The sequence below is a fragment of the Achromobacter sp. 2789STDY5608621 genome, from assembly GCF_001299375.1.
Lineage (GTDB): Bacteria > Pseudomonadota > Gammaproteobacteria > Burkholderiales > Burkholderiaceae_B > Achromobacter > Achromobacter insuavis.
The window spans coordinates 158,169-183,919 of record NZ_CYTU01000003.1 but is presented as its reverse complement, the minus strand read 5'-3'; the positions used below and the strand labels follow the sequence as shown (position 1 = coordinate 183,919).

The 25,751-nt window shown below is 69.8% G+C and carries 10 protein-coding genes; 5 read left to right on the top strand and 5 right to left on the bottom strand.

Translation table 11 applies throughout. The features are described from left to right. The 3 genes from AOZ53_RS04925 to AOZ53_RS04915 all read right to left on the bottom strand — a co-directional run. Window positions 1–701 (bottom strand): SapC family protein (locus tag AOZ53_RS04925; protein ID WP_054487071.1); only part of this gene is annotated, 701 nt, incomplete at its 3' end. 9 nt (window positions 702–710) lie between these two features. Beyond that, window positions 711–15,380 (bottom strand): filamentous hemagglutinin N-terminal domain-containing protein, encoded by a 14,670-nt coding sequence (locus AOZ53_RS04920; protein WP_054487069.1) that lies wholly within the window; start codon window positions 15,378–15,380, stop codon window positions 711–713. A gap of 24 nt (window positions 15,381–15,404) precedes the next feature. After that, a complete protein-coding gene (locus tag AOZ53_RS04915; protein WP_054487068.1) occupies window positions 15,405–17,081 on the bottom strand; it encodes a ShlB/FhaC/HecB family hemolysin secretion/activation protein in 1,677 nt (558 codons plus the stop codon). A 466-nt stretch (window positions 17,082–17,547) separates the two neighbouring features. Here AOZ53_RS04915 and AOZ53_RS04910 point away from each other — a divergent pair, with 466 nt between their 5' ends. Continuing rightward, window positions 17,548–18,378, top strand: coding sequence for a response regulator transcription factor (locus tag AOZ53_RS04910; RefSeq protein ID WP_082385519.1), 831 nt, complete (start codon window positions 17,548–17,550; stop codon window positions 18,376–18,378). After that, complete coding sequence (locus tag AOZ53_RS04905; RefSeq protein ID WP_054487066.1) at window positions 18,371–21,055, top strand: hybrid sensor histidine kinase/response regulator; 2,685 nt, start codon at window positions 18,371–18,373, stop codon at window positions 21,053–21,055. Before AOZ53_RS04910 ends, AOZ53_RS04905 begins: the two co-directional genes overlap by 8 nt. Before the next feature lie 28 nt (window positions 21,056–21,083). Here AOZ53_RS04905 and AOZ53_RS04900 read toward each other — a convergent pair whose 3' ends face one another. Next, on the bottom strand, window positions 21,084–21,986 hold the full coding sequence (locus AOZ53_RS04900; RefSeq protein WP_054429791.1) for a LysR family transcriptional regulator: 903 nt from the start codon (window positions 21,984–21,986) through the stop codon (window positions 21,084–21,086). 112 nt (window positions 21,987–22,098) lie between these two features. Here AOZ53_RS04900 and AOZ53_RS04895 point away from each other — a divergent pair, with 112 nt between their 5' ends. After that, window positions 22,099–23,637, top strand: coding sequence for an MFS transporter (locus tag AOZ53_RS04895; protein ID WP_054487212.1), 1,539 nt, complete (start codon window positions 22,099–22,101; stop codon window positions 23,635–23,637). 15 nt (window positions 23,638–23,652) lie between these two features. Here AOZ53_RS04895 and AOZ53_RS04890 read toward each other — a convergent pair whose 3' ends face one another. Then, the gene (locus AOZ53_RS04890; RefSeq protein ID WP_054487064.1) at window positions 23,653–24,321 is read right to left on the bottom strand and encodes an O-methyltransferase; all 669 of its coding nucleotides are present in this window, start codon (window positions 24,319–24,321) and stop codon (window positions 23,653–23,655) included. Window positions 24,322–24,402: 81 nt separating this feature from the next. Between AOZ53_RS04890 and AOZ53_RS04885 the strand changes: the two genes are divergently transcribed. Continuing rightward, window positions 24,403–25,065 carry a TetR/AcrR family transcriptional regulator gene (locus AOZ53_RS04885; protein ID WP_054487062.1) on the top strand — a complete coding sequence of 221 codons (663 nt, stop codon included), beginning with the start codon at window positions 24,403–24,405 and terminating at the stop codon, window positions 25,063–25,065. A gap of 88 nt (window positions 25,066–25,153) precedes the next feature. Then, window positions 25,154–25,751: alpha/beta fold hydrolase (locus AOZ53_RS34640; protein ID WP_231690567.1), on the top strand; the 598-nt coding region annotated here is incomplete at its 3' end.

Here is a 25,751-nt window from a genome sequence, read left to right as displayed (position 1 = left end):
CTGGGCCAGGTGTTGATCGACAGCAGGTGGCAATAGACCAGCGGCAGCCAGCCGTTGGCGCGCCAGCGCAGGAATTCCGCTTCCGGCAGCTTGTTGAACTTGGCTTCGTCGATCACCTTGAAACCGGACATGGCCAGGCGCTGGCCGTCGGCCAGGGTGATGTCGGCGCGGTTCTCGATCAGCAGGTCGGCGTCGGCCAGCGCGCGCGCGAACTCCAGCGTGTAGGCGTGCTGGTTCTGGTAATCGCGGCAGAACTCCAGCGCGCTGCGCGCCAGCGCGGTCGGCTCGCCGGCCTCGTCGAAGAACGGGTTGTCACGGCCCTCGACCACCGCGGCGGCCTTCTCGTCGACGCACAGCGTGTACTGGCTGCGGTCTTCGTTCTCCATGAAGATGAAGGGATAGCGGCGCACGTAGGCCGGGATGTAGGTGCCGGGGCGCCATTGGCCCTGCGCGTCGACGAACAGGTTTTCCTGGCCGCGCACGCCCAGCACCGCGACCGGCGTGGGCTGCTCGCCATCGGTGAAGACGATGGGGAAGTGGCGGCACGCGGTCGGCAGCTCGGTGGCCACCAGCGGCACGGCGTTGGTCTTGGCGGCGTAGCCGAAGCCCGTATTGCTGGCCAGCGACAGGTTGTCATGCACGCCGGCGGCGAGCGGACGGGGTTGTTCGTAGAACAGGGGAAGCGAAGTCTGCGTAGTCATGATGTCGGATCAGAGAGTGCGGGATTGAATGTCGAGTTCGCGGCGCGCGTCGTCGGCGGGGGGGATGCCTTCGACGGCGGGGCGCTGCGGGTTGCCGGCGGGCGTGTGCAGCACCGGGCCATTGCCGTTCGGCACGGTCAGCACGGCATTGTCGCCGGAAGGCAGCTGCCAGGAAAAGGCGGAGGCCACCGTCAGCACCTGCGGATCGGCGAAGGCGCCCAGCACGTCGGGGCCGAAGCCCTTGGACGGCACGGTGCCCTGGAACAGCGGGTTGGCGGTGGGCGTGCTGGGGATCACCGAGCGCGGGGCCGTGACCGCCGCCAGGCGGTCGATCACGTCCGTCTGGCCCCAGGTGGCGCCGTTCATGTAGTACGGCGCGCCGGTCAGCGAGCTGCGGATCGTGGTGGCGGCCATGGAGCCGGTCTTGCCGCCGATCGTGCCCCACATGTCGGCCGAGCCGGCGTTCGGCACGGTCAGGCCGGCCACGTCCAGCTTGTGGCTCGGGTCCGCGTCGTTCAGGCCGATGCGCAGCGCGCCCGAGCCCGAAGCCAGCGTCAGGGACGTCTGCGGGCCGGTCAGGCCAATGGCGGTGATGTCGCCGTTGGTCTGGATGACCGCGTTGCCGCCCTGCAGCTTGGCCGGTGCGCCCAGGTTGATCGGGCCCTGCGTCACCAGCAGCTGGGCCGGCAGCGTGAGGCCGGCGCCGCCGGTCTGGGTGAAGCCGGTGGCGGCCTTGACCGTGCTGCCGCCGCCAAACGACGTGGTGCCGGTGGGGCTGGTGTTGGCGATGCGGATCGCGCCGGTGTCGGCGGTGACATCCTTGCCAAACGACACGGTGCCGCCGGAGATGTCGATGCCGTCCGGGCCCGAGGCGCGCACCGCGCCGTTGTAGCTGGCGGTCTTGGCCTCCAGCTGCTGCACGCGGTAGGCGCTGACGTCGCCGTTGAACACGATGGTGTCGACGGCCCGCAGGGTCAGCGAACCCAGGCCGGTGGCGTCGCCCGCGACCTGGATGTTCTTGGCGGCGTTGACGTTCAGGTTGTTGCCGTTGCCGCCGTCCAGCTTGCTGCCCAGGATCACCGAGCCGGTGTCGCTGGTCAGGTCGCGGTCGCCCTTCAGGGTCACGGCGCCGTTGTAGACCTGGTCGCCCGTGGTGTGCGTCTTGCCCCCGCTCAGGGTGGTGGCGCCGGTGACGGCCACGGTGCGCAGCGGCGTGGTGGCGCCGACGTCGCCCTGGATATCGGCGTTGCCGACGATGACCAGGCCTTGCTGGCCCGGCTGGGTGCCGTCGACGCCGGCCTTGAGCTGCACGTTGGCGCCGGTCAGGGTGGTGTCCACGCCGCTCAGGATGACGTGCTGGCCATACTGCTGCGCGCCGGTGGTGTCGATCGAGCCGCCGTTGATCAGCACGTCGCCGTTGCCGCCGGTCTGCACCGAGGCGGCGCGGACGGGGCCGTCCAGCACGATGTCGCCGGCGGCGCTGACCTTCAGGTCGCCCAGGCGCGTACCCTGGCCGACCGGGCCGGAGAACGTCACGTCGCCCTGGCTGGCGACGACCGTCAGGCCGCCGCCGCCATCGACCGCGCGGTCAAAGCCGATGTCGCCCTGGCGGCTGGTCACGGTGACGTTGCCGCCGAGCGTGACGTTGCCCTGGTACGACTGTTCGCCCACGGTGGTGATGGTGCCCGCGCCCAGCGTGGCGTTGCCCTTGACCGTCAGGTTGGCCAGCGGGTCGTTGGCGCCCAGCGGTCCCTTGAGCACGGCGTCGCCGTCGATGGTCAGGTCATGCCCGCCGTCGCCGCCGCCCAGCAGGCTGACGGTGCTGCCCTTGAGCACGGTGTCGGTGCTGAACACGGCGCGTTCGCCGTAGGACTGCGTGCCGGTGGTGTCGACCAGGCCGCCGTTGATGGCCACGGTGCCGCCGACGTCGGTGTTGACCGACGCGGCGTACACCGCCTTGTCGAAGGTGGTGGCGCCGTTGCTGTTGATGGCCAGCGCGCCCAGGCGGCCGGTGGTGGCGTCGCCGACCTGCTGGGTGAAGCGCACGTCGCCGCTGCCGCTGCTGACCGTCAGGCCGTTCGCGGTGGCGCCGCGGCTGGCGACGGTGTCGCTGAAGGTCACCTTGGCATTGCTGGTGCTCATCTGCGTGGCGTCGGTCAGCCAGACCTTGCCCTGGTAGGACTGCTCGCCCACCGTCTTGATCGGGCCGCCGCCCAGTTCCACGTCGTTCTCGACGGTCAGGTAGGCCAGGCGGCCATTGGCGCCGGCGCCGACCGGGCCGCCGATCACGGCCGGGCCCTGCAGGGTCAGGCCCTGCTGTTCGTCGGTCGCGTTCGCGCCCTGGGCCAGGGTGATGCTGCCGCCCTTGAGCGTGACGTTGCTGGCCAGGGTGACCAGTTCGCCGAAGCGCAGGACGCCGGTGGTGTCGATGCGTTCGCCCTTGATCGTCACGGCGCCCGGGTCGTCGGTCTGCAGCGACGCGGCATAGACCGAGCCGTTGAACGCGGTCGTGCCGGCGGTGTCGATGGTCAGGTTGCCCAGGCGTTGCGTGGCGCCGCCCACGGCGTCGAAGCTGACGTTGCCGCCGGCCGTCGAGGCCACGTGCAGGTCGCGCGAGCCGTTCAGCGTGCTGTCGAACGCCACGTTGCCCGAGGTGGTGCTCAGCGTGTGGTCGCGGCCCAGCGTGACGGCGCCCTTGTAGCGCTGGTTGCCGGTGGTGGCGATGGTGCCGGCGTTGAGCGTGGCGCTGCCGTCCAGGGTCAGGCTGGCCAGCTTGGTGGTGGCGCCAATGGCGCCGGTCAGCGCGGCCGCGCCGTCGATCTCCAGCGCATGGGCGCCGTCGACGCCGTTGGCCAGGGTGACGGTGGCGCCGGTCAGCACCGCATCGTCGCCCAGCTCCACGTGGCCGGTGTAGGTCTGCGCGCCGCTGGTGGTGACGCTGCCGCCGTTGATGGCCGTGCCGCCGGTGCCCGCCTGGTTGAGCGAGGCGATGTCGACCGCGCCGCCATAGGTGGTGGTGCCGCTGCTGGTGACGGTCAGCGCGTTGGCGCCCGACACGCCGCCCGTGAAGGCGACCGCGCCGCTGCCGGTGGACACGCTGACGGCGCTGGCCAGCGTGGTCGCGCCGTCGACGCCGAAGGCGCCGTTGGTGGTCGTGTAGGCGCCGCGCAGCGTGGTGGCGCCGTTGTACTGCTGGGCGCCGGTGCTGGTGACCTGACGCAGGTCGATGTTGTTGCCGGTGATGGTCAGGCTGGCCAGGTTGGAGGCATTGCCGCCCAGCGTGACGTCGCCGTCGCTGGCGACGATCACCGCCTGCTGCGCGCCGCCGTTCAGCGTGCCTGAGAGGGCGACGCCGCCGTTGGCGCCGTTGGCCGTCAGGGTGCGCTTGGCGCCGGCCAGCGTGGCGCTGCCGGTGATGCCGATGGCGCTGCCGGTCAGGTCGCCGTTCAGGGTGACGTTGCCGGTGTAGGCCTGGCTGCCGCTGGTGTTGGCGGCGGCCATGGCGATGGCCGCGCCGCTCACGGACAGGTCATGCACGTCGGTGCTGGCGATGTCGTGGCTGACGGTGACGTTGCCGGCGCTGGAGGCCAGCGTGACATCGCCGCTGTTGCCGGCCGACAGGCCGACCGCGCTGACCAGATTGCCGGTGGCGCTGATGCCGATGTTGCCGTCGGCCGTGGCCACGCGGCCCAGCGTCAGCGGGCCGCTGCCGTCCACGTAGATGTCGCCGCTGCCCAGGACGTTGGCCTTGAGGTTGCGGGCCGTCGTGGTGACGTGGTCGGCAGAGGTGCCAATGCCGGTCTTGCTGGTCAGGTCCAGGCTGTTGGCGATCAGGCTGTTGCCCAGGCCCAGCAGCGAGCCTTCGGCGGCGCTCAGGACCACGGTGCCGTTGGCGGCGCCGGCGTTGACGGTGTCGATCTCGACGTTGCCGTGCTGCGAGGTCAGCGTGATGGTGCGGTTGCTGCCGGCGGCCGTGGCCGCGGCGATCAGCGTGCCGGTGGCCGTGGCGTTGATGTCGCCGTTGGCGGTGCTCAGCGACGCGTCGAGCGCGCCGGTGTTGGTCAGCGTCAGGTTGGCCGGCGTGGTGGTGCCGGTCAGGCTGGCCGCGACGGAGCTGGCTTCGGTCACCAGATTGGTGTTGCCGCCCGCGGCGCCGCTGCTGAAGCTGACCGTGGTGCCCTTGACGTTGATCGTGCGCGGCGCGGCGCCGGCCGCGACCACGTCTTGCGTGCCCTTGAGCGTGACGGTGCCGTTGGCCTGCACGCCGGCGGCGGCCAGCTTGAGCGTGCCGCCCGAGGACAGCAGCAGGTTGTCGGCGGTATTCGACATGCCGCCGCTGGCGTCCAGGTCGCCGGCGCTGGTCAGGTAGACGGAGCTGTTGGCGCCGGCCTGCTGGATGTTGCCGCTGTTGGCGGTGAGCGCCCGCGTGCCGACGTTGTTGAGCACGATGACGGCGCCGTCGGCGGCGGTCGACAGATTGCCCAGCGCGCCGAGGTTGGTGCGCAGCGCGATGCCGCCGGTGCCGTTGGCCAGGTAGGCGGCCGAGCCAATGCTGCCGCCGGCGATGGCGGTCAGGCTGTTGCCCGTGATCAGGTTGCCCACCAGCGCGCCCTTGATCGAACCGGCCGCCTGCAGCGTGACGTCGCCGGCCTGTTTGGCGTCGATCGTGTTGATCGACAGGTCGCCGCTGGTGGTGGCGATCGAGATGCCGTTGTTGGCCGAGCTGGTCTTGCTGACCGCGCTGGTGACCAGGGTCGGGCCGGCGGTGGTGATGCCGATGGCGCCGTCCTGGGTGATGACCGAGGCCAGCGTGGTGCCGGCCGCGCGGTTGTCGTTCAGGTAGAGCGAGCCGCTGCCGGTGACTTCGGCGATGATGTTGGCGGCGGTCGTCTGCAGGTTGTCGGGCGAGCCCGCCGCGCCGCCCATGCCCGCGCCGGCCTTGAGCGTGACGGTGTTGCCGATGATGCGGGTGGATTCCTCGCGGTCGTCGACGATGGTGCTGCCGGTCTTGCTGAAGTCGATGTTGACGGTGCCGGCACCGGCGTCGATGTTGCCCGCGACCAGCTGGCTGTTGTTGCCGTTGCCGACGATCTTGATGGTGCCGTTGCTGGCGATGGCGTTGGCGATCTGCAGATTGCCGGCGGCCGCGATGTCGATGGTGTTGCCCGACAGGTACGAGTAGACGGAATTGTTGTCCGCCGCCAGGTACATGCCGCCGTTGGTGGTGACTTCGACGCGCTGGCCGGTGGCGTTGATGCGGCCGTTGACGGCGCCGACGGCGTTGGCGCCGTTCAGGGCGACGCCGTAGGCCTTGACGGTGGCGCCGGCGGCGTCGGCCAGGATCGAGCCGTTCTCGGCGTTGAGCGTGACCTGGCCGTGGTTGGCGCCGGCCTGCACGTTCTTGACCGTGATGTTGCCGGAGGTGGTCTTGACCGAGATGTCGTTGCCGGCCGCGTCGGTGCCCGACGTGACGCTGGTCAGCGCCAGGCTGCCGTTGCCGGTGATGCGGGTCTCGCCGTTGGCGACCGAGGTCGTCAGGCCGCCCAGCAGGTTGCCGCTGCTGTCCAGGTAGAGCGAGCCGTCGCCGGTGACGGTGGCCGACACCGGGCTGTTCGGCGCGGCGATCTTGATCGCCGCGTCGCGCGTGCCGATGCCGTTCTGCGCCGTCAGCGTGATGGCGCCGGTGCCCGCGCCCGAGAGCGTGCCGCCGCCGTACAGGATGCTGCCGGTCTGGGCGTTCAAGGTCAGGGCGTTGCCGGTGCCGTAGCTGACGGTGCCGACCAGGATGTCGCCGGTGGTGGTGGTGACCGACAGGTCGCCGCCGGCGCGCAGGTTGCCCAGGTTGATCGAGCCGTTCTGCTTGAGCCAGATGCCGCCCGAGGCGGTGGCGGCGATGTTCTTGACCTGGGTGTTCAGGGCCAGGCCGGCAGAGCCGATGGTGTTGGGCGTGTTGCCCGTGGCGGTGGACAGCGTCAGGTCGCCAGCGACGATCTTCGAGGACGCGTTCATGCCCTGGATCGAGCCGCCCGTGGTGTAGTACGGGTTGGTCGACAGGTTGACCGAACCGTTCTGGGTGACGTCGATGTCGTGTACGTTGATCGCGCCGATGGCCTGGTAGGTGAAGTTCAGGCCGGTCGTGTCGCGCACGATGGTCAGCGCGGTGGCATTGCTGCTGTCGCCGCCGCTGAACGTCAGGTTCTTGGCGTCGATGGTCAGGAAGCCGGCGCTGCCCAGGTTCGAGCCCTGCGCGTTGTTGCGGATGATGGTCAGGTCGGACAGGTCGGCCAGGTTGTCGACGTAGATGCTGCCGGGCGTGGCCATCGTCAGCTTCTCGGTGTTCAGACGCAGGCGAGCCGCGTTGGACGTGCCGATCTTCGAGGCCGTGCCGTAGTTGGCCGTCAGGCTGACGCTCTTGCCGGTGACCAGGTTGCTGTTGTCGATGCCGATGATGCTGCCGCGCGCGGTCGACAGCGTGACCGCGCCGTCGGTGGACGTGACGGTGCCCACGGTGAGGTTGCGGCCGTTGTTGCCGGTGTCGGCGGTCAGGGTGATGTCGCCCGGCGCGGTGACCGAGGTCGCCTGCAGGCCGTAGGTCTCGGTCAGCGCGATGCTGCCATCGGCGCGGTCGGTCTTGGTGGCGCTGAGGGTGACGGTGGTGGTGCCGCCGTTCAGGGCATTGGTGCGGATGGCGCTCTTGTTGCCGATCGAGCCGTTGGCCGTCAGGTTGACGCTGGTGGCGTTGTTGATCGTGCCGCTGAGGATCGAACCGCCGGTGTTGTTGACCGTGAAGGTGTTGCCGTTGGTGTTGACCGTGCCCAGCTCGATGTCGCCGGTGGTGTTGCTGACCGAGCTGGCGCCGGTCGAGGTCAGGCTCGGCAGGCTGGTGTTGCCCTCCACCGTGATGAAGGCGCCGCCGTTGTCGGCTCGGCCGCTCAGCGTGCTGACGCGGGTGTCGATGGCGTTGCCGGCGCCGGCCGCGCCGATGGCGTTGGCCGCCGTCAGGGTCAGGCCGGCCGCGTCGATCTTGGTGTTGGCGTCGCCGTCGCCCAGCAGCGAGCCGCCGCGCGAGTTCAGCACCACGCTGTCGTAGCCGACGTTGATCGCGCCGACGGTGATGGTGCGGTCGCTGGTCACGCTCAGGTTCAGGCCGCCCTTGTCCTCGACCTTGGTCAGGACCAGGCCGGCGCTGCTGCCGCTGCCGCCGTCCGCGGCCTGGAACACGATGCTGCCGCCGTCGCGCGTGGGCGAGTTGATGCTGTAGCTGCGCGCGCCGTTGCCGGTGGAATACAGCGTCAGCGCGTCGATGTGGCGGTTGGAGTCGATGTACACGTCGCCGACGTTCTGGATGTTCACCAGCGGCGCCGACAGGTTGATCTCGCGGCCCACGGCGCCGATGGCGCCCGAGCCCTGGGTGGTGATCTGCACCGACGCCGCGGTGACGCGCTGGCTGTCGTCGGCGCTGCCCAGGATGCTGTTGTTGCTGGACAGGCGCACCGTGCCGTTCTGCGTGGTGTCGATGATGCCGATGTCCTGGCCGACGTTGCTCGACAGCATCAGGTTCAGCCCGGTGTTGTCGCGCACCTCGTTGACCTGCAGGCGGCTGCCGTCATGGGCCACATCGAACAGCAGTTCGTTCGACAGGATCTGGTAGGTGGCCGCCGACGAGCCGCTGGCGTACAGCGACAGGCTGGCCAGGTCGCGGTCGTTGTCCAGGTAGACGTGGCTGCCGGCCGTCAGGTAGAGCTCGCCGGTGGTGGTGTGGATCGAGCCCGAATTGTCGCCCGACGCCACGCCGATCTGGCCGCTCGTGCCCAGCGTGACCACGTCGCCGGTGATGTGCGAGGTCGGCGTCAGGTTCAGGATGTGGGCGCCCGAGCCATAGGCGCCCAGGCTCACGGTGTTGGCCGGGCCGACGTCGACGTTGCCGACGTACAGCGTGCGGTCGCCGTTGAACGAGAAGTTCAGGCCGGTCAGGTCGCTGACCTGGGTCATGACATAGGAGCCGGCGTCCGTGACGTTGAACGTCAGGCCCTTGGCCGCCACCTGCAGCACGTTGTCCAGGGCGCTGTTGGCGTGGTTGGCGGTGATGTTCAGCGAGAACAGGTCGCTGGCGTTGTCGAGGTACAGGTTGCGGCCCGACTGCGTGGTCAGCTGGCGGGTGTCGGTCAGGATCTCGTTGCCGGCGACGCCGATCGACTGGGTGGCCGTGAGCGTCAGCACCGGCGTGACGAAGCGGCCGGCGCCCTGGGTGATCGAGCCGTTGGTCACGTTGACCTGGGCCGAGCTGGTGGCGCTGTTGTCCCGCAGCGTCAGGCTCTTGTTGTTCGACAGCCACAGGCTGCCGCGGATGTTGGACGAGAGCGAATCGACGCTGACGAACAGCGGCTGGTTGGTGGCGTAGGTGCCCGTGACCGAACCGGCGTTCAGGGTCAGCGCGCTGGTGGTGATGTTGGGCAGGCTGGCGCTGGAGCTGTTGCCGTAGATGGTGCCATTGCTGGCCAGCGTCACCGAGCCGCCGGCGGCGGTGGTGACGTTGTTGACGGTCAGCGAGCGGTCCGACGAGATCGACAGCGCCAGGTTGCCGCTGTTGGTGATGTTGTTGAGCGTCAGGCCCGCGGTGCCGGTCGAGTCGCTCAACGAGAACGCCGTCATGCCGGTAGCGCTGATGTTGTACGTGTTGTTGACCGAGCCGCTGCTGCTGCTGTGGTTGGCGGTCAGCGACAGCGAATCGAACTGCTTGCTGTTGGCGATGGATACATTGCCGGCCGAGGCGACCGCCAGGTTGGCGGTGTTGGTCTGGGCCGATACGCTGCCGTTGGTGCCTAGCGCGCTCAGGCTGACGTTGTTGGCGGTGACCATGCCCGAGCCGCCGATGGTCGGGGCCAGGTCGCTGTTGGCGTAGCGCGACGTCAGCGACACCGAACCGCTGCCGGTGTTGATGGTGTTCAGCGTGATGGCGGTGTCGGTATTGACCGTCAGCGCGGCGCCGCTCATGTTGGCGCCGATCGCCAGGTTCGTGCCGCCGGAGATGCTCATTACCTGGCTGCCCAGGCCGCCGAAGGCGTAGCTGTTGGTGTCGAAGTTGACGCTGCCGGCGTCGCGGCGCGACAGGTACAGGTTCAGGCTGTTCAGCGCCAGCCCGCCGTTGTTCAGGTTGATGTCGCCGTTGTTGGTGATGGCCAGGTTGCTGGTGCTCAGGCGCAGGGCGCGGCCGCTGGTGCCGATGGCGCCGGTATTGGCGTCGCGCGCGGTGTAGCTGTCCGAGCCGGTGGCGGACAGCGTGACGCTGCCGGCCGTGATGCGGCCGGCGGTGCCGTCGCTGGTGATGCTGGAATTGACGCCGCCGCCGGTGGTCGTCAGGCTGATCGTGTTGCTGGCCGTGAGGGTGCCGACCTGGATGTTCTTGCGGCCGCTGAAGCTGAAGTCGGTCAGGCCGCCCGTGACCTGTTGCAGGTACTGTGTGGTGCCGTCGTCGCTGATGGTGATGACCTGGCCGGCGCCGCCGGTGATGGCGAAGGTGCTGGCGCTGCCCGCGTTCTTCAGGCTGTTGATGGCCAGGCTGCGCAGCACGGTGTCGCTGCCGACGTACATGTTGTTGCCGGCCGTCAGGCTGAGCGCCGAGGCGCCGGTCAGCGCCAGCGCGCCGCCCGTGGCGGACGTGCCGATGGAGCCGTTCGAGCCGGCCGTCAGCGCGACGGTCGCGGCGCGGATGGCGCCGGGGCTGGCCGGATTGTCGTTGGCGATGTTCAGGCCCGACACCAGGCTGACCTTGCCGTTGGCGCCCGCGTCGATGTTGCCGACCAGCAGATTCTTGTTGTTGGCGGTGAAGCCGAAGTCCAGATTGGTCGAGCTGGCGATGTCCGCCAGGTGGATGCCGAGGCCGTCGTCGGTGACGGTGAAGGCCGTCAGGTTGGGCGCGGTGATGCTGTACACGCCATTGGCCGAGCCATTGCGCGTGACGTTCAGCCGAGTCAGGCCAGTCAGGCTGTCCACGGCGATGTTGCCGCCGCTGGTCAGGCTGACGTCGGGCGCCTGCAGCGTCAATGCCGCGCCGGCCGCGCCGATCGCGCCGCTCGCCGTCAGGGCGATGTTGCTGGCGCGGATCAGGGTGGCGGCATCGCCGTCGTCCAGCAGCGAGCCGCCGGTATTGGCCAGCGTGGCCGCGCCGCCGGCGCGCAGGCTGCCGAGGGTGGTGTTGCCGGAAGACTGGGTGTAGCCGATCTGGCCGGTGCCGGCCTCCAGGCGCGTCAGCTTGATGTTGCCGGTGGTGCCGTTCAGATAGATGTCGGTGCCGGCGGTGGCCTGCACGTTGGCCTGGCCCGCGGCGCCGACGCCCACGTAGCGCACGGCGCCGTTGTACATGCCGCCGATCGCGCCCGCGGCCGACAGCGTGATGTCGTTGCCGCCCGCATAGACGCTGCCGCTGCCGTTGCCGAACAGCGAGCCGTTGGCCACGTTCAGCGTCACGCTGCCGTTGTTGCTGCGCACCGTGTTGGCCAGCAGCGCGTCGCCCTGGCGCACGTCGATCTGCACGGCGTCGCTGGCGGTGATGTTGTTCAGCGTGACGATGCCGGTGTAATTGTTGGCGCCGGTCGGATTGGGCAGCTGCACATAGAAGCCGCCATTGCTCGCCGTGCCGCTCAGGTAGCCGGCCAGCACGTCCAGATAGCCCGTGCCGGTCGCGCCGACAGCCTTGCCGGCGATCAGGCTGACCGAGTTGGCCAGCAGGCGGGTCTGCTTGTTGCCGTCGTCGCGCAGGTCGCCCGCGGCGTTCAGCGTGATGCTGCCGCTGTAGCCGGCGTCGATGCTGCCGACCGTGATGTCGCGGTCGCTGTTGAAGCTGAAGTTGATCCAGTTGCTGTCGCGCACTTCACGGATCGTGTGGCCGCCGACGTCGTCGGTGATGTTGAACAGCAGCGACGGCGCGCGCACGTCCAGCGTGTAGCGGTCGTCCGCGGCCTTGTGGCGCGCGTATACCGTCAGCGAGTTGAGGTCCGCGATGTCGGTGGCATAGAGGTTGCCACGGGTGTCTAGCGTCAGGCCCGGCGCGTTGATCGCGACGTAATTGGCGCTGGTGCCGATGTCCTGGGCGGCCGTCAGGCTGACGTTGTTGGCGGTGACGCGCGTGTCGGCGATGCCGTCATCCAGGATGCTGCCCTGGGTGGAGGTCAGCGTGATGTTGCTGCCGGCGCGGATATTGCCCAGCTTCAGGCTCTGGTCGCCGGTGAACGAGAACTGGTTCAGCAGCGAGCTGTAGACCTGCTTGAGCTCGTAGGCGTTGCCCAGGTCGTCGTTGACGTCGAAATTCAGGAACGGCGCGGCCACCTGCAGCGTGTTGCGGCGGGCGGGGTCGGCGTGCCAGTTGTTGATCGCCAGGTAGGTCAGCGTCTTGGCGGGATTGTCGACATAGATGTCGCCGCCGCTGCCCAGCGTCAGGCTGGTGGTCGCGGTATTGATGTGGTCGCTGGCCGTGCCAATGTGCTGTTTGGCCTGCAGGTTGATGCTGCTGCCCGCCAGTGCGCTGTTGGCGTTGGCGCGCAGGATATTGCCGCCCTGGGCGTTGAGCGACAGCGTGCCGTTGCCGGCGTCCAGCATGTTGGCGGTCAGGTTGGCCACGCCGGTGACGTAGATGCCGTTGCTGGCCTTCAGGTCGTCCAGCAGCACGGAGCCCTGGGCCTGGTTCAGGTAAATGCTGCCGCCGGTGGCGTGCAGTTCGTTGGCGGCCGTGCGCAGGTAGATCCCGGCAGTGCCCACCGTGTAGGCGGTGTTGGAGGCCGGGGCCAGCAGGGTGACGACGTTGCCGGTAATGAGCGAGGCGGCGTTGCCGGTGATGCTGCCAGCGCGCGCGGTGAGCGTGACGTTGCCCGAACCCGCGTTGATCTGGCCGGCGGCGATACTGTTGCCGGTCAGGTTGATGGCGCCGCCGCCGGAGCCGACGTTGTTGGCCGAGACGCTGCCCGCGCCGGTGATCACGATCGGACCGCCGTTGGCCTGCGCCTGCGTGATGTTCAGGTTGGTGCTGGTGCTGTCCAGGTACACGCCGCCGAGGCCGGCGTTGGCGGACACGGTGCTGGCGTTGGTCTTGATGGCGCGCGCGGGGCCGCCGATGATGCCTAGCTCGGCCGACAGCGTCAGCGAGGCGGTGGAGATGCTGGTGGCGTCGTTGCCGTCGTCGACGATGGTGCCGAGGAGCGAGGTCAGCGTGGCCGAGCCCGCCTTGATGTCGCCCAGCGTCAGGTGGGCGGAGGTCTGCGCGACCAGGCTGCCGGTGGTGTCGATCGCCTTCAGGTTCAACGTGCCGCTGTTATTGACGTAGATGCCGCCGCTGCCGCTGGTCGCGATCAGGGCGGCCGTCTGCGTGCGCAGCGCCTGCGCCGACGAACCGATGGCGCCCGTGCGGCCGTCGCCGCCGGCGGCGCTCAGGGTGATCTGGCTGGCGGTCAATTGTCCGGTCGGGGTGCCGAGGATGTGGCCGGCCGTCGACGTCAGGGCCAGCGTGCCGGCGCCCAGGCCGATGTCGCCGACGGTGATGGTGCGGTCGCCGGTGAACGAGAAGTTCAGGCCCGACTGGTTGACCGTGTTCAGCTGGTAGCCGCCGTTGTCCTGCAGCGCGAAGGCCAGGCCCGGCGAGGTCAGCAGGAAGCTGTTGTTGGCGCCCGGTTGCGCGTGGCGGCTGGTGATGTCCAGCGAGGTCAGGGTCTGACGGTTGGCCACCGCCAGGTTGCCGCCGGTCGCCAGCGACAGCAGCGCCGTCTGGGTGTTGACCGGGGCGGCCAGGTCGCCGATGCTGCCGCCGCTGGCGTCCAGCTTGACGGTGTTGCCCGCCACCACCTGGTTGGCGCCGCCGGTGTTGCGGATCGAGCCCGCGCTGGTGCGGATCTGCGCCGCGCCGGTGCCGGCGTTGATGACGTTGGCCAGGTTGATGTCGCCGGTGGCGTTCAGCGTGATCGCGCCGCCGCGGCTGGTCAGCTTGCCGATGTTGTCCAGCGTGCTGCCCACGCCCAGCGCTTCCAGCGTGATGGAGCCGCCCTGGGTGCTGATCTCGGTGTTCGAATTCTCGAAGCGGATGCCGCCCGTCTGGGTCGAGCGCATCGTGAAGCTGTGGCCGCTGGTGGTCTTCAGATTGATCGCGGCCATGTCCGCGACGGTGATCTGGCCGGTGGCTTCCAGCTTGATGTTGGTGGTGCCGGCCAGGCTTTCGAGCAGGCCGCGCGACACGGTGTTGTTGGCGGTGTTGGCGTCGCCGCCGTTGACGGTGCCGTCGCCGGCGTTGCCGTCCTGCGAGCCGCTGCCGCTGGCGGAGTCGACGATGCGCAGGTCGGTCGGGTCGATCAGCAGCAGGCCGGTCTTGCCCTTGGGCGCGCGCAGGTCGGCCGAGCCGGTCAGGCCGATGTTCTTGTTGCTGGAGACTTCGGCGAAGCCGCCGTCGCCGCCCTGGGCGCCGCCGCGCGCCGACAGGCTGCCGGCGAACGCGGTGGCGTCGTTGGACCACATCGTGACGCTGCCGCCGTTGCCATTGATGAGCGCGTCGGCCTTGAGCGTGGCGCCCGCCGCCACCTTGACGGTGGACGACTTGCCGCTGAACGCGGCCGAGCCGTCGTCGGGCGCGACGCCCAGGCTGCCCAGCGCGATCTCGCCGCCGCCCGCCGCGCCGGACACGTCGATCGCGGCGCCGCGCGCCACGTTGACGTGTTCGCCCGTCACCACGACCTTGCCGCCGCGCTCGCCGGCGCCGGCGCCGGTGGCGTCGACGGTGCCGGCCACATTGACCGTGCCGGCGTCGCCGCCGGACAGCACGATCTTGCCGTTCTTCGTGCCCACCGCCTTGGCGCTGATGATGCCGTCGGTGTTGACCACGTTGTCGATCACGCCCTTGACGGCGCGCGCCGTCAGCAGCACCGTGCCGCCGTCGGCGCGGATCACGCCGGCGTTGGTCACCAGGGCCGAGACCGGCTTGCCGTCGGCGTCCTTGGGCAGTTCGTTGACGGTCGAGGTGGCGTCGAAGCTCAACAGGCCGTCGCCATGGAAGTCGACCGTGACGGTCTTGGCGCCGGCCAGGGCCACGCGGCCCAGCTTGGCCTCGATCACGCCCGAGTTGCGCACCGCGGGCGCCACCAGCACGGCCAGGCCGCTGTCCTTGATGCTGATCGTGCCCTCATTGACGATCATGGCGTTCGCCTTGGGCGAAGCCTGGTCGAACTTGTACTTGCCCGCCAGGAAGTCCTTGTCGCTGATGTTGGCGGTGGTGGCGACCAGGCCGCCCACGTCCACGCGCGAGCCCTTGCCGAACAGGACGCCGTTCGGGTTGACCAGGATCACGTTGCCGTTGGCGTTGAGGCGGCCGAAGATGGCCGACGGATCATTGCCGACCACGCGGTTCAGCGTGACGCTGTTGCTGCCCGGCTGACGGAAATTGACCGTCTCGTTGGCGCCGATGCTGAAGCCCTTCCAGTTGATGATCGCCTTGCCGGTCGACTGGTTGATGTCCAGCGTGCCGTTGCCGCGGTCATTGATGGTCGCTCCGCCGGCCACGACGTTGCCGCCGGTGGGGTTGGCGTGGGCGCCGCCGGAGACCAGCGAGCCGATCACCATGGCCATGGTGGTCAGCGCGGGCAGGGGCGGGGCCTTCAGGGACGGGCGGCGGGCGGATTGGGCGAGGATGCGGGATTGACGATTCATGGTCGGTCGCTTTTCTGTCGCGGATTAGTACTGGGCCGAGAGGCTGAAGAACACGCGGGGATCTTTGTTGCCCTGGGTCAGGACATCGGAGCTCATGGGCTTGGCCACTTCGATCGTGGCGTACAGGTTCTTGGTCAGGTTGGCGCGCATGCCGGCGCCGTAGGAAGACAGCTTGGCGCGCGTCAGCGGCGCGCTTTCGCTGCGCGACCAGATGTGGCCGCCGTCCACGAACGTGTAGACGTGCGCGCCGCTGGGCAGGAAGCGGTCGGTGGACACGGCGTAGCGCAGTTCCAGCGACGCGGCCACGCCCGAGTCGGCGGACATTTCGCCGTCGTCGTAGCCGCGGCCGAAGTTGGGGCCGCCCAGCGCGAATTCCTCGCTGGCCAGCAGCGGGCGGGCGCTGTACTGGCCGGCGAAGGTGGCCACCAGGCTGAAGCGGTCGGACAGCTGCTGCAGGCGGGTCAGTTCGGCGGTGAGCTTCAGGAAGTCCGGGCGGCCCTTGGCGCGCGAGGCCAGCTCGTTGCCTTCCTTGGAGGCGCCCATCGCGTCCAGGCCCTGGTGCACCGTGCCGCGCACGGCGGTGATGCCGTTCCAGCTGTCGGTGCGGTCATAGCTCAGGCCGGCGCGCAGCACGCGCAGGCGGTCGCGCGTGAAGGGGGTATCGATGATGTCGGTGGCGACGTTGCGCACGTCCAGCATGCCGAAGGCGCGCAGGTTCTCCAGGCGCGACCGGATCAGCGGATGGGTGATGGTGGCCGAATAGGCCTGCACATCGCTGGCGACGTTCAGCGGCGCCAGTTCGCGGCCCGGCTCGCTCTTGGCGTAGCTGGCGGCCACGTCGACGGTGGTGCCGCTGTCGGACACCAGCATGTTGTAGTTGGCGCCCACGGCCTTGCTGCGGTAGGCCGGGAAGCCCATGCGGCCGGTCAGGGTCAGGCTGTCGGCGCGGCCGCCGAACGAATTGAGCGTGATCTGGCCGGTCATTTCGCTCCAGCCCAGGTAGGGCGAGGCGCGGTTGTCGATGCCCAGGCGCGCGTCGACCGCCTTGCGTTCGCTGTGCACCACCAGCACCGAACCGCCCACTTCCTTGGGCGAGGCCTCCAGCGAGGCGCGCACGGTCAGGCCGTTCAGGTCGTTGGCCAGCAGCAGCTGGCGCTCGACTTCGGCCACGTTGATGGGGCGCACGCCGCGCAGGCGCTGCACCAGCTTCTCGACCGCCGCCTGGGCCGGGCCGATATCGCCGTCGTACTTCACATCGGCGATGTAGCCCTCGACCACCATGATGCGGAAATGGCCGTCATCGATGGTCTGCGCCGGCACGATCACGCGCGTGGTGACGTAGCCGTCATTGCGGTAGCGCAGCTCGATCTCGTTGGCCACCTTGAAGGCGTCCGCGACGGTGATGGTCTTGCCGACCAGCCCCTGGTAGAGCGGGCGCAGCGAATCGGCCGGGTAGCGGGTCACGCCTTCCACGCGCATGTCGGTCAGCGTGAAGGTCAGCTTGTCGGCGCCGGCGGGCGCTTCGGTCGCGCCGCCTTGCTCCACGGTCACGGACGGCGCGGCCGGGGTGCTTTCCGGCAGGACGGGTTGCGGCAGCTGGCGGCCAGGTTCGGCGCCTGACGGCAGGCGCAACTGCACGCTTTGCGCGGCCACCGGTCCGGCGGCGAGCGCCAGCACCACGGCGGCAAAGCCGGCGCGCAAGGAGAAGGGAGGCTGGCGGAGAACGGCGGGGCGGCAGGAGTGGGCTAGGCGGCGCATGGATACGTAAGTGATAATTCGTTACAATCAGAATTAAAAGAAGCTATTTGATATATTTCGCAAACATCAATAAACAAAGTTTCTAAAGTTCTTTACAACTATCCGGCACTGCGGGATTCTTGCCTGGGCAATGGCATCTTTTCGGATGCTTCACAGAGAGGGCTTGCCGGCCTGCCGTCCAGGGATTCGCGGGATGTTGTTATCGGGAGACGCCGCGGCGGTTCGGATCGACGACGCGCTACCTTTTCCGGCAAGTTGCCTATGTAACAAACACTATCATGTGTGAACAATGATTGCGCTTGCGAGGTTTGCCGGAATGCATGGCACGTTTGCCACAAGGAAAAATATTCACAAACCCGGCACGGTTTCGTCGCTTGTTACCAACGTGCCCCCCCGCCGGCATGAAAGAATGCGCGGCATGAATGACGCCGCCTCCCATCCACTTATCCCGGGCCAGCTTGCCGGCTTGCGCGTGCTGGTCGTCGAGGACCGGCCCGAGGACCGCATGCTGCTGGTGGATTTCCTCACCAGCCAGGACTGCCGGGTCTATGTGGCCGAAGAGGGCAACGACGGCTACCGCAAGGCGCAACTGGTGCAGCCGGACATCATCCTGATGGACGTGAACATGCCGGTCTGCGACGGCCTGGCGGCCTGCCGGCTGCTGAAGGCCGACCAGGCCACGCGCGCCATTCCCATCATCTTCCTGACCGCCGCCGCCTTGCCCACCGAGCGGGTGGCGGGGCTGTCGGCGGGCGCGGTCGACTATGTCGCCAAGCCGTTCGATTTCGAGGAAGTGCGCCTGCGCCTGCTGATCCACCTGCGGGTGGCGCCGATCCCGGCGCCCGCGCCGGCGCCAGCCGAGGCGGCGCCCGGGGACGGCACCTCGGCGGTCGCCGCCGGCACCTCGCTCGACGGGGTGCTGTTCCGCGCCGCGCGCAAGCTGCTGCGCGAACGGCTCGACCACACGCCCGAGCTGGTGGCCCTGGCCCAGGCGCTGGGCACCAACGCGCGGCGCCTGAACCAGGCCTTCCGGCGCTGCGCCGGCACCACCGTGTTCGAGTTCCTGCGCGAAGAGCGCATGCGCGAGGCGCGCCGCCTGCTGTGCGAGACCGGCCTGGACATCCAGGCCATTTCGCAGGCGGTGGGCTTTGGCAACCGTGGCAATTTCTCCACCGCTTTCCGCGAGCGTTTCGGCATGGCGCCGACCGCCTTGCGCCAGGAACGGGATCCGCATGCGTAGTGTCCGTCCAGGCGTATTGGCCTGGTTGCTGTGGCTGGTGCTGTCCTGCCTGATCCTGCCCGTGCGCGCGCAGGCCGTCCAACCCGTCATCGACCTGAGCGCGGTGAGCGGCAGCCTGCCGCTCGACAGCGAGCTGCGCGGCATCGAGGACAAGACCGCCAGCCGGGACGCCAGCCAGATCCTGGATGACGCCTGGCAACCCGTGTCCGCCGGCTGGCTCAACCGCGGTTATTCCACCTCGGCGTTCTGGTTGCGGCTGGAAGTGCGCAACACCTCCGGCAGCACCCAGGAACGCTGGCTGTCGTTCGGCGTGCCGCGCCTGGAAGACGTGCGCTTCTACCTGTTCCCGGCTGGCAGTTCGACGCCGGCCAGCGTGCTGCTGCAGGGCAATCGCGAGCCGCTGGCCCAGCGCGCGGTCCCCGCCAGCGTGTCGGTGGCGCCGCTGCGGCTCGGGCCGGGCGAGCGCATGACGGTGCTGGTGCGGGTGCAGAGCCGCTCGGCCATCAGCATGGAGCCCACCTTGCGCACGCCGGCGGCGTTCGTAAGCCAGACGCAGCGCAACACCCTGCTCGTGGCGCTGCTGGTCGGCGCGCTGGCGATGGTCGGCATCTGCGCCGGGTTGCTCGGCGTGGTCCAGCGCGACCCGGTGTTCCTGCTGCTGTCCGCGGCCATCTTTGTCGAGATTCTCTACAGCCTGTCCTTCCAGGGGCTGCTGTACCGCTACGTGCTGACCGGCGGCGGCGAGATGGCGCTGCGCGCGCCCAGCGTCCTGGCGACGCTGGCGGCGTCGCTGTTCGCCTTCATGGCGATGCTGTTCGCGGACCTGCACCGGGTGCGGCTGTGGCGCCGGGTGTACCTGTCGCTGATCGCCGCGGGCGTCGCCGGCACGGTCTGGGCGGCGCTGGGCGACTATCGCGAGGCCGCGCAGGCGCTGATCGGCCTGATCTTCCTGTGGGCGCTGGTCTGGCTCGTCTCCATGGCCGACGGCTGGCGCCGCGGCCACGCCAACGCCCGCACCTTCCTGCTGTCCTTCGCCGTCTATTGCGCCTGCCTGTTCCTGCGGGTGGCCTATATCCACGGGCTGCTGCCGGGCCGCTGGGAGGGCGGGCCGGAAGTGGCCTGGGACCTGCTGTCGATTTCGCTGATGCTGGCCGTGCTGCTGTATGGCCGGTCGCGCCAGCATCGCCAGGAGCGGCTGGCGGCCCAGCGCGAGCTGGCGCTGGCGCGCGAACGCGAACACCAGCGGCTGGACCAGGCCGTCACCGAGCGCACCCAGGCGCTGCAGGCGGCGCTGATCCTGGCCGACGAGGCCGGCCGGGTGCGCCAGGACTTCCTGGCGCGCATCAGCCACGACCTGCGCACGCCGCTGACCTCGATCATCGGCTTCGCCGACCTGATCCAGGCCGGCGGCCGCGACGACGCGCCGCGCGGCGCCGTCATCCGCCGCAGCGCCGACCACATGCTGGGCATGGTGAACGACCTGATCGACTACGCCGCGGGCGCCGGCGGCCAGGCCCTGCGCCTGGCGCCCGAGTATGCGCATGCCTTGCTCGATACCGTCGCCAAGGAGTCCGCGCCGATCGCGGCCCGGCAGGACAACCGCTTCGAACTGCGGGTGGCGGACGCGGTGCCGGCCGTGCTGGAGATGGATGGCAAGCGCGTGCGGCAGGTGCTGTCCAATCTCATCGATAACGCCGCCAAGTTCACCCGCGACGGCGTGCTGACCCTGACCGCCGACTACGCCGCGCCCGCCCCGGGCGAGAGCGCCGGCTGGCTGACCTTGTCGGTGGCCGATACCGGCTGCGGCATCGCGCTGGAAGACCGGCAGCACATCTTCGAGCCCTTCCAGCGGCTGTCGGCCGCCGAGAGCCAGCCCGGCGTCGGGCTCGGCCTGGCCATCGTGCAGCAATGGGTGCAGCGCATGCACGGCCGCATCCACGTCTACAGCGAAGTGGGCCAGGGCACCACGATCCGTGTGGCGCTGCCGGTCAGGGAGGTGGACGAGTCGCGCGTGTCGCATCACTACATCGCGGCCGCGGCGCACGTCCTGCCGCTGCTGGACGGCACCGGGCGGCGCATCTGGCTGGCCGAGGATACGCCGGAAATCCGCGAATTCCTGGTCGAGGAACTGGCCAGCCTGGGCTTCCAGGTCGACAGCGAGGCCGACGGCCTGCGCATGCTGGCGCGCATCCAGGCCGATGATGCGAGCCGCCCCGACCTGATCCTGACCGACCATCGCATGGAAGGCGCCGACGGCTCGGCGGTGCTCGCGGCCGCCCGCGCGCGCTGGCCGGACCTGCCGGTGGTGGCGGTGTCCGCGACGCCGCAGGAGGCACCCACGCTGGATGGCGGCGGTTACGACGCCAGCCTGCTCAAGCCCATCAACCTGGTCGAACTGCGGCACGTGCTGGGCCGGCTGCTGCATCTGTCGACGCAACAGCCCGCCAGCGAGGCGGCGCCCGCGTCGGCGTCGCTGCCGCGCCTGTCGCGCGCCGAGCTGGAGCAGGTGCAACGCTTGCTGGACATCGGCGGGATCTCGGACCTGATGGACTGGGCGCGCGCGATCCAGGCGCGCGATCCGGCCTTCAAGGATTTCAGCGAGCAAGTGCAGCGTCTGGCGCGGCAGGGCGACCTGGCGGCGATCGGCCTGCTGTGCGAGCGGATGCCGGTGGCGTGATCCGAGCGGCGCCAGGGCCTGCGCCGGGCTAGGCGCGGTCGCCGTCGCGGAACAGCCGCTCGCCCAGGAAGTCCACGAACACGCGCACCTTGGGCGACAGGTTGCGGTTCGACGGCCACAACGCCTGGAAGCGGCCCGCGCCGCGCACTTGTGCGTCCAGCACCGTGCGCAGCGTGCCGGCCGCGAGCGCGTCGCGCGCCAGGAAATCGGGCATGCAGCCGATGCCGAACCCCTGGATGGTCGCGCCCAGCAGGGCTTCCATGTTGTTGCAGGTGAACGCGGCGGTCAGCCGCGGCTCGGCTTCGCCAGAGGCCAGCGCCAGCGGCCACGCCTGCAGCGTGCCGGCGTTGGGGTAGCGGAACCGCACCGCCCGGTGCCGTTCCAGGTCGCGCGGCCGTTGCGGCGCGCCGTGACGCGCCAGGTAGTCCGGCGCGGCGCACAGCAGCAGCCGGAAGGTGCCCAGCGGCCGCGCCGTCAGCCGCGAATCGGGCAGGTCGCCGCTGCGGATCGCCACGTCCACGCGCTCGCCGATCAGGTCGACGATGCGGTCGTTGAAATCCATGTCCAGCTCGATGCCCGGATAGCGCGCGGCGAAGGCCGGCAGCACCGGCAGCAGGAAGTGGTAGCTCACCAGCGGCGCGCTGACGCGCAGCCGGCCGCGCGGTTCGCGCAGCGTCTGCGACAGCATGTCGTGCGCCTCGTCCAGGTCTTCCAGGATGCGCTTGCAGCGCTCGTAGAACAGCCGGCCTTCCTCGGTCAATTGCATGCGGCGCGTGCTGCGCTGGAACAGTCGCACGTGCAGGTCCTGCTCCAGCCGCGCCACGGCCTTGCCGACGGCCGAGGGCGACAGGTCCAGGTCGCGGCCGGCGGCGGCAAAGCCGCCCAGTTCGGCGCTGCGGACAAAGGGCAACAAGCCGCTCAGGCGGTCCATGGCGGTTCCATTGAAGAAATTAATTCCGTGATGTGTGGATTTTTAACCTATTTATCCACCAGGCGAGCCTCGGTATCTTCAATACCGTTCCCGTTCCCTTGTGATGCCGTCCATGCCATCGTCCGTTACCCCGCCGCCCGCCGCGGCCCGCAAGATCCTGATCCTGATCGCCGTGTGCCTGGCGTGCGCGGCCATGCCGTTCACCTTCACCGGCCCGGCCATCGCACTGCCGTCGATCGCGCGCGACCTGGGCGGCAGCCCCGAGGCGCTGAACTGGATCACCAACGCCTTCATGCTGGTGTTCGGCAGCACGCTGCTGGTGGCTGGCGCGCTGGCCGACCGCTACGGCCGCCGCCGCGTGTTCCTGGCGGGGGCCGCGATCTTCATCGCCGCCTCCATCGGCCTGGTCTACGCGCCCGGCATCGTCGCCTTCGACCTGCTGCGCGCGGCGCAGGGCCTGGGAGGCGCGGCGATCTTCTCGGGCGGCGCGGCCGCGCTGGCGCAGGAGTTCGACGGCGCCGGCCGCATGCGCGCCTTCAGCCTGCTGGGCGCCAGCTTCGGCGCCGGCCTGTCGTTCGGGCCGATCGCCTCGGCGCTGCTGATCGAGCGCTTCGGCTGGCGCAGCATCTTCCTGCTGGTGATCGCGCTGGCGGTCCTCGCGTTCGCGCTGGGCGCGCGCGGCCTGCGCGAATCGCGCGACCCCGCGGCCGGGCGCCTGGACTGGCCGGGCGCGGCCACCTTCAGCGCCGCCCTGGCGTTGCTGACCTGGGGCATCATGCGGGCGCCGCAAAGCGGCTGGGGCGATCCGTCCACGCTGGCGATGCTGGCGGCGGCGGTGGCGCTGTTCGCCGTGTTCGGCCTGATCGAATTGCGCGCGGCGCGGCCGATGCTGGACCTGACGCTGTTCCGCTATCCGCGCTTCCTGGGCGTGCAGTTGCTGGCGGCCGCGCCGGCCTATGCCTTCGTGGTGCTGTTGATCCTGCTGCCGGTGCGCTTTATCGCCGTCGACGGCCTGGGCGAAATCGAGGCCGGCCGCATGATGATCGCGCTGTCCGCGCCCCTGCTGCTGTTGCCGATCGTGGCCGGCCAGCTGACGCGCTGGCTGGCGCCGGCGTGGATCTGCGGCGCCGGGCTGCTGCTGGCGGCCGCCGGCCTGGCCTGGCTCAGCCTGGCGATGACGGCGGGGCTGGTGGCGGCGCTGGTCGGCCCGATGCTGCTGATCGGCGTCGGCATCAGCCTGCCCTGGGGCCTGATGGACGGCCTGGCCGTCAGCGTGGTGCCGGTGGAGCGCGCCGGCATGGCCACCGGCATCTTCAGCACCACCCGGGTGGCGGGTGAGGGCGTGGCGCTGGCCGTGGTCAGCGCGCTGCTGACGGCATTGACCACCCGCCATCTGGCCGCGGCCCTGCCGGGCGCGGCGCCCCAGGCGGGGCAGGCCGCGCAGCGGCTGGTCGCGGGCGATGTCGACGCGGTGGCGGCGATCCTGCCCGGCGTTGGCCGCGCCGCCCTGGCGCAGGCCTCCGCGGGCGCCTTCGCCACGCTGTTGTGGATCCTGGCGGCGATCACGCTGCTGACCGCGCTGGTGGTGTGCCTGTTCCTGGGCCGGCCCGAGACGCGCGCGGCGGCCCCGGCGACGGCGGCGCGGGCCTGAGGCCCGGGGCGCTTTCTAGCCCAGCCGCATCGACAGTTCCACATCGTCGCCGAACGGCGTGGACAGGTAGCCCGAGGCTGGCGAGCGCACCCGCGCCAGGTATTCGGGGCAATAGTCGGCGTTGTCCGCCACGATCAGCGCGCCGGGGCGCAGGCGGCTTTCCAGCAGGGCCAGCACGTCCGAATACAGCGCCTTGGCGCCATCGAGCAGCACCAGGTCGATGCGGTCCGGCAGATCGGTCGCCAGCGTCTGCAGCGCGTCGCCCTGGCGCAGTTCCACCAGATCGGCCAGCCCGGCCTCGGCCAGGTTTTCGCTGGCCCGCGCCACCTTGGACGGTTCGAACTCGGTGGTGATCAGCCGGCCGCCGCCGTTGTCGCGCAGCGCCGCCGCCAGGTGCAGCGTCGAGATGCCGAACGAGGTGCCGAACTCGATGATGGACCGCGCCTGCGTGCTGCGCGCCAGCATGTAGAGCAGCGTGCCGGTCTCGGGCGACACGGCCAGCGGCAGGTCTTTCATGCGGCCGTAGAAGTCGCGGTAGTCGGTCTTGCTGCGCATCAGCCGCGCCTGTTCGGCGTCGGACATGTTGGCCAGCGCCGGGTCGGCCTGGGACCACGAGGCGTCGGCCTGCGTGAACAGCCGGTCGAGCTGGGCGACCAGGGAAGGGGAAGTCAGGGTATTGGCCATGAGGCGGTTTTCCGGTAGTGATTGTGGGTTTAGAATACGACGGATTCGTCGCATTTCTCTATTCGCATTTCCCGAGCCGCCATGACCACACGCCGCAGCACCCGGCTTTCCGAGAGAAAACAGCCGCAGCAGACCCGTTCGGCCGAGCTGGTCGCGGCCATCCTGCAGGCCGGGGCTCAGGTTTTGGCCCAGGAAGGCGCCACGCGCTTCACCACCGCCCGCGTCGCCGAGAAGGCCGGCGTCAGCATCGGTTCGCTCTACCAGTACTTCCCCAACAAGGCCGCCATCCTGTACCGGCTGCAGACGCAGGAATGGCAGCAGACCTCGGACCTGCTGTGCCGCCTGCTCGAAGACCGCGGCCACGCGCCGCCCCAGCGGTTGCGCAACGTGGTGCATGCCTTCGTGCGCTCGGAATGCGAAGAGGCGGTGATGCGCGTGGCCCTGAACGACGCCGCGCCGCTCTACCGCGACGCGCCCGAGGCCCGCGCCACCAAGGAAGAGGGCGGCCGCATCGTGCTCGCCTTCCTCGGCGAGGCCTTGCCCAACGCGTCCGACGCCACCCGCGCGCTGGCCGGCGATCTCATCACCCACACGCTCAGCGCCGTCGGCAAGCAGTTCTCGGAAAGCCCGCGCACCGAGGCCGAGATCGAGGCCTACGCGGACGCGCTGGCCGACATGCTGTGCGCCTATCTCGACAGCCTGGCGGGCGGCGCCGGTCCGGCGCGCCGGCAGGCCCGCAAGTAATCCGGCGGTCCGCGCCGCGGCGACCTTCATGCGGGCCGTCGGCGCGGGAGTAAGATGGCCGCTCTCCGGAACCTCGACGAGGTCATGCGTGCATTCCGTATTTGACGTAATGAGCGGCCAGGCCGTATTGGCCGCGCAGGCCGTGGGCGATGGCATTCCCGTGGTCTTCCTGCATGCCGCGGTGTGCGATCGCCGCATGTGGCGCGCCCAGCTCGACGGCCTGGGCGCCGGCTATCGCGCCATCGCCTATGACCGGCGCGGCGCCGGCGACACCCGCGCCGAGCCCGCGACGCATTCGGCCGTCGCCGATCTGATCGCGGTGCTGGACGCGGCCGCGGGCGACGCGTCCGCCGTCCTGGTGGGGTGTTCGCAAGGCGCTCGCGTGGCCCTGGACGCGGCCTTGATGCACCCCGCCCGGGTGCGGGGCCTGGTGTTGATATCGCCCACGGTGGCCGGCGCGCCCGAGGCCGTCCTGGCGCCCGCGATGCAGGCGCTGATGCAGTCGCTGAAGGCCGCCGAAGCGGCCGGTGACATCGACCGCGTCAACGCGCTCAAGGCGCGGCTGTTCCTGGATGGTCCGCTGGCCGCCGAAGGCCGGGTCGGCGGCGCGCTGCGCGAGCAGTTCCTGGACATGAACGGCCGCGTGCTGCGGGCCGCGCCGGTCGGCGCCAGCGCCGACGCGGTGC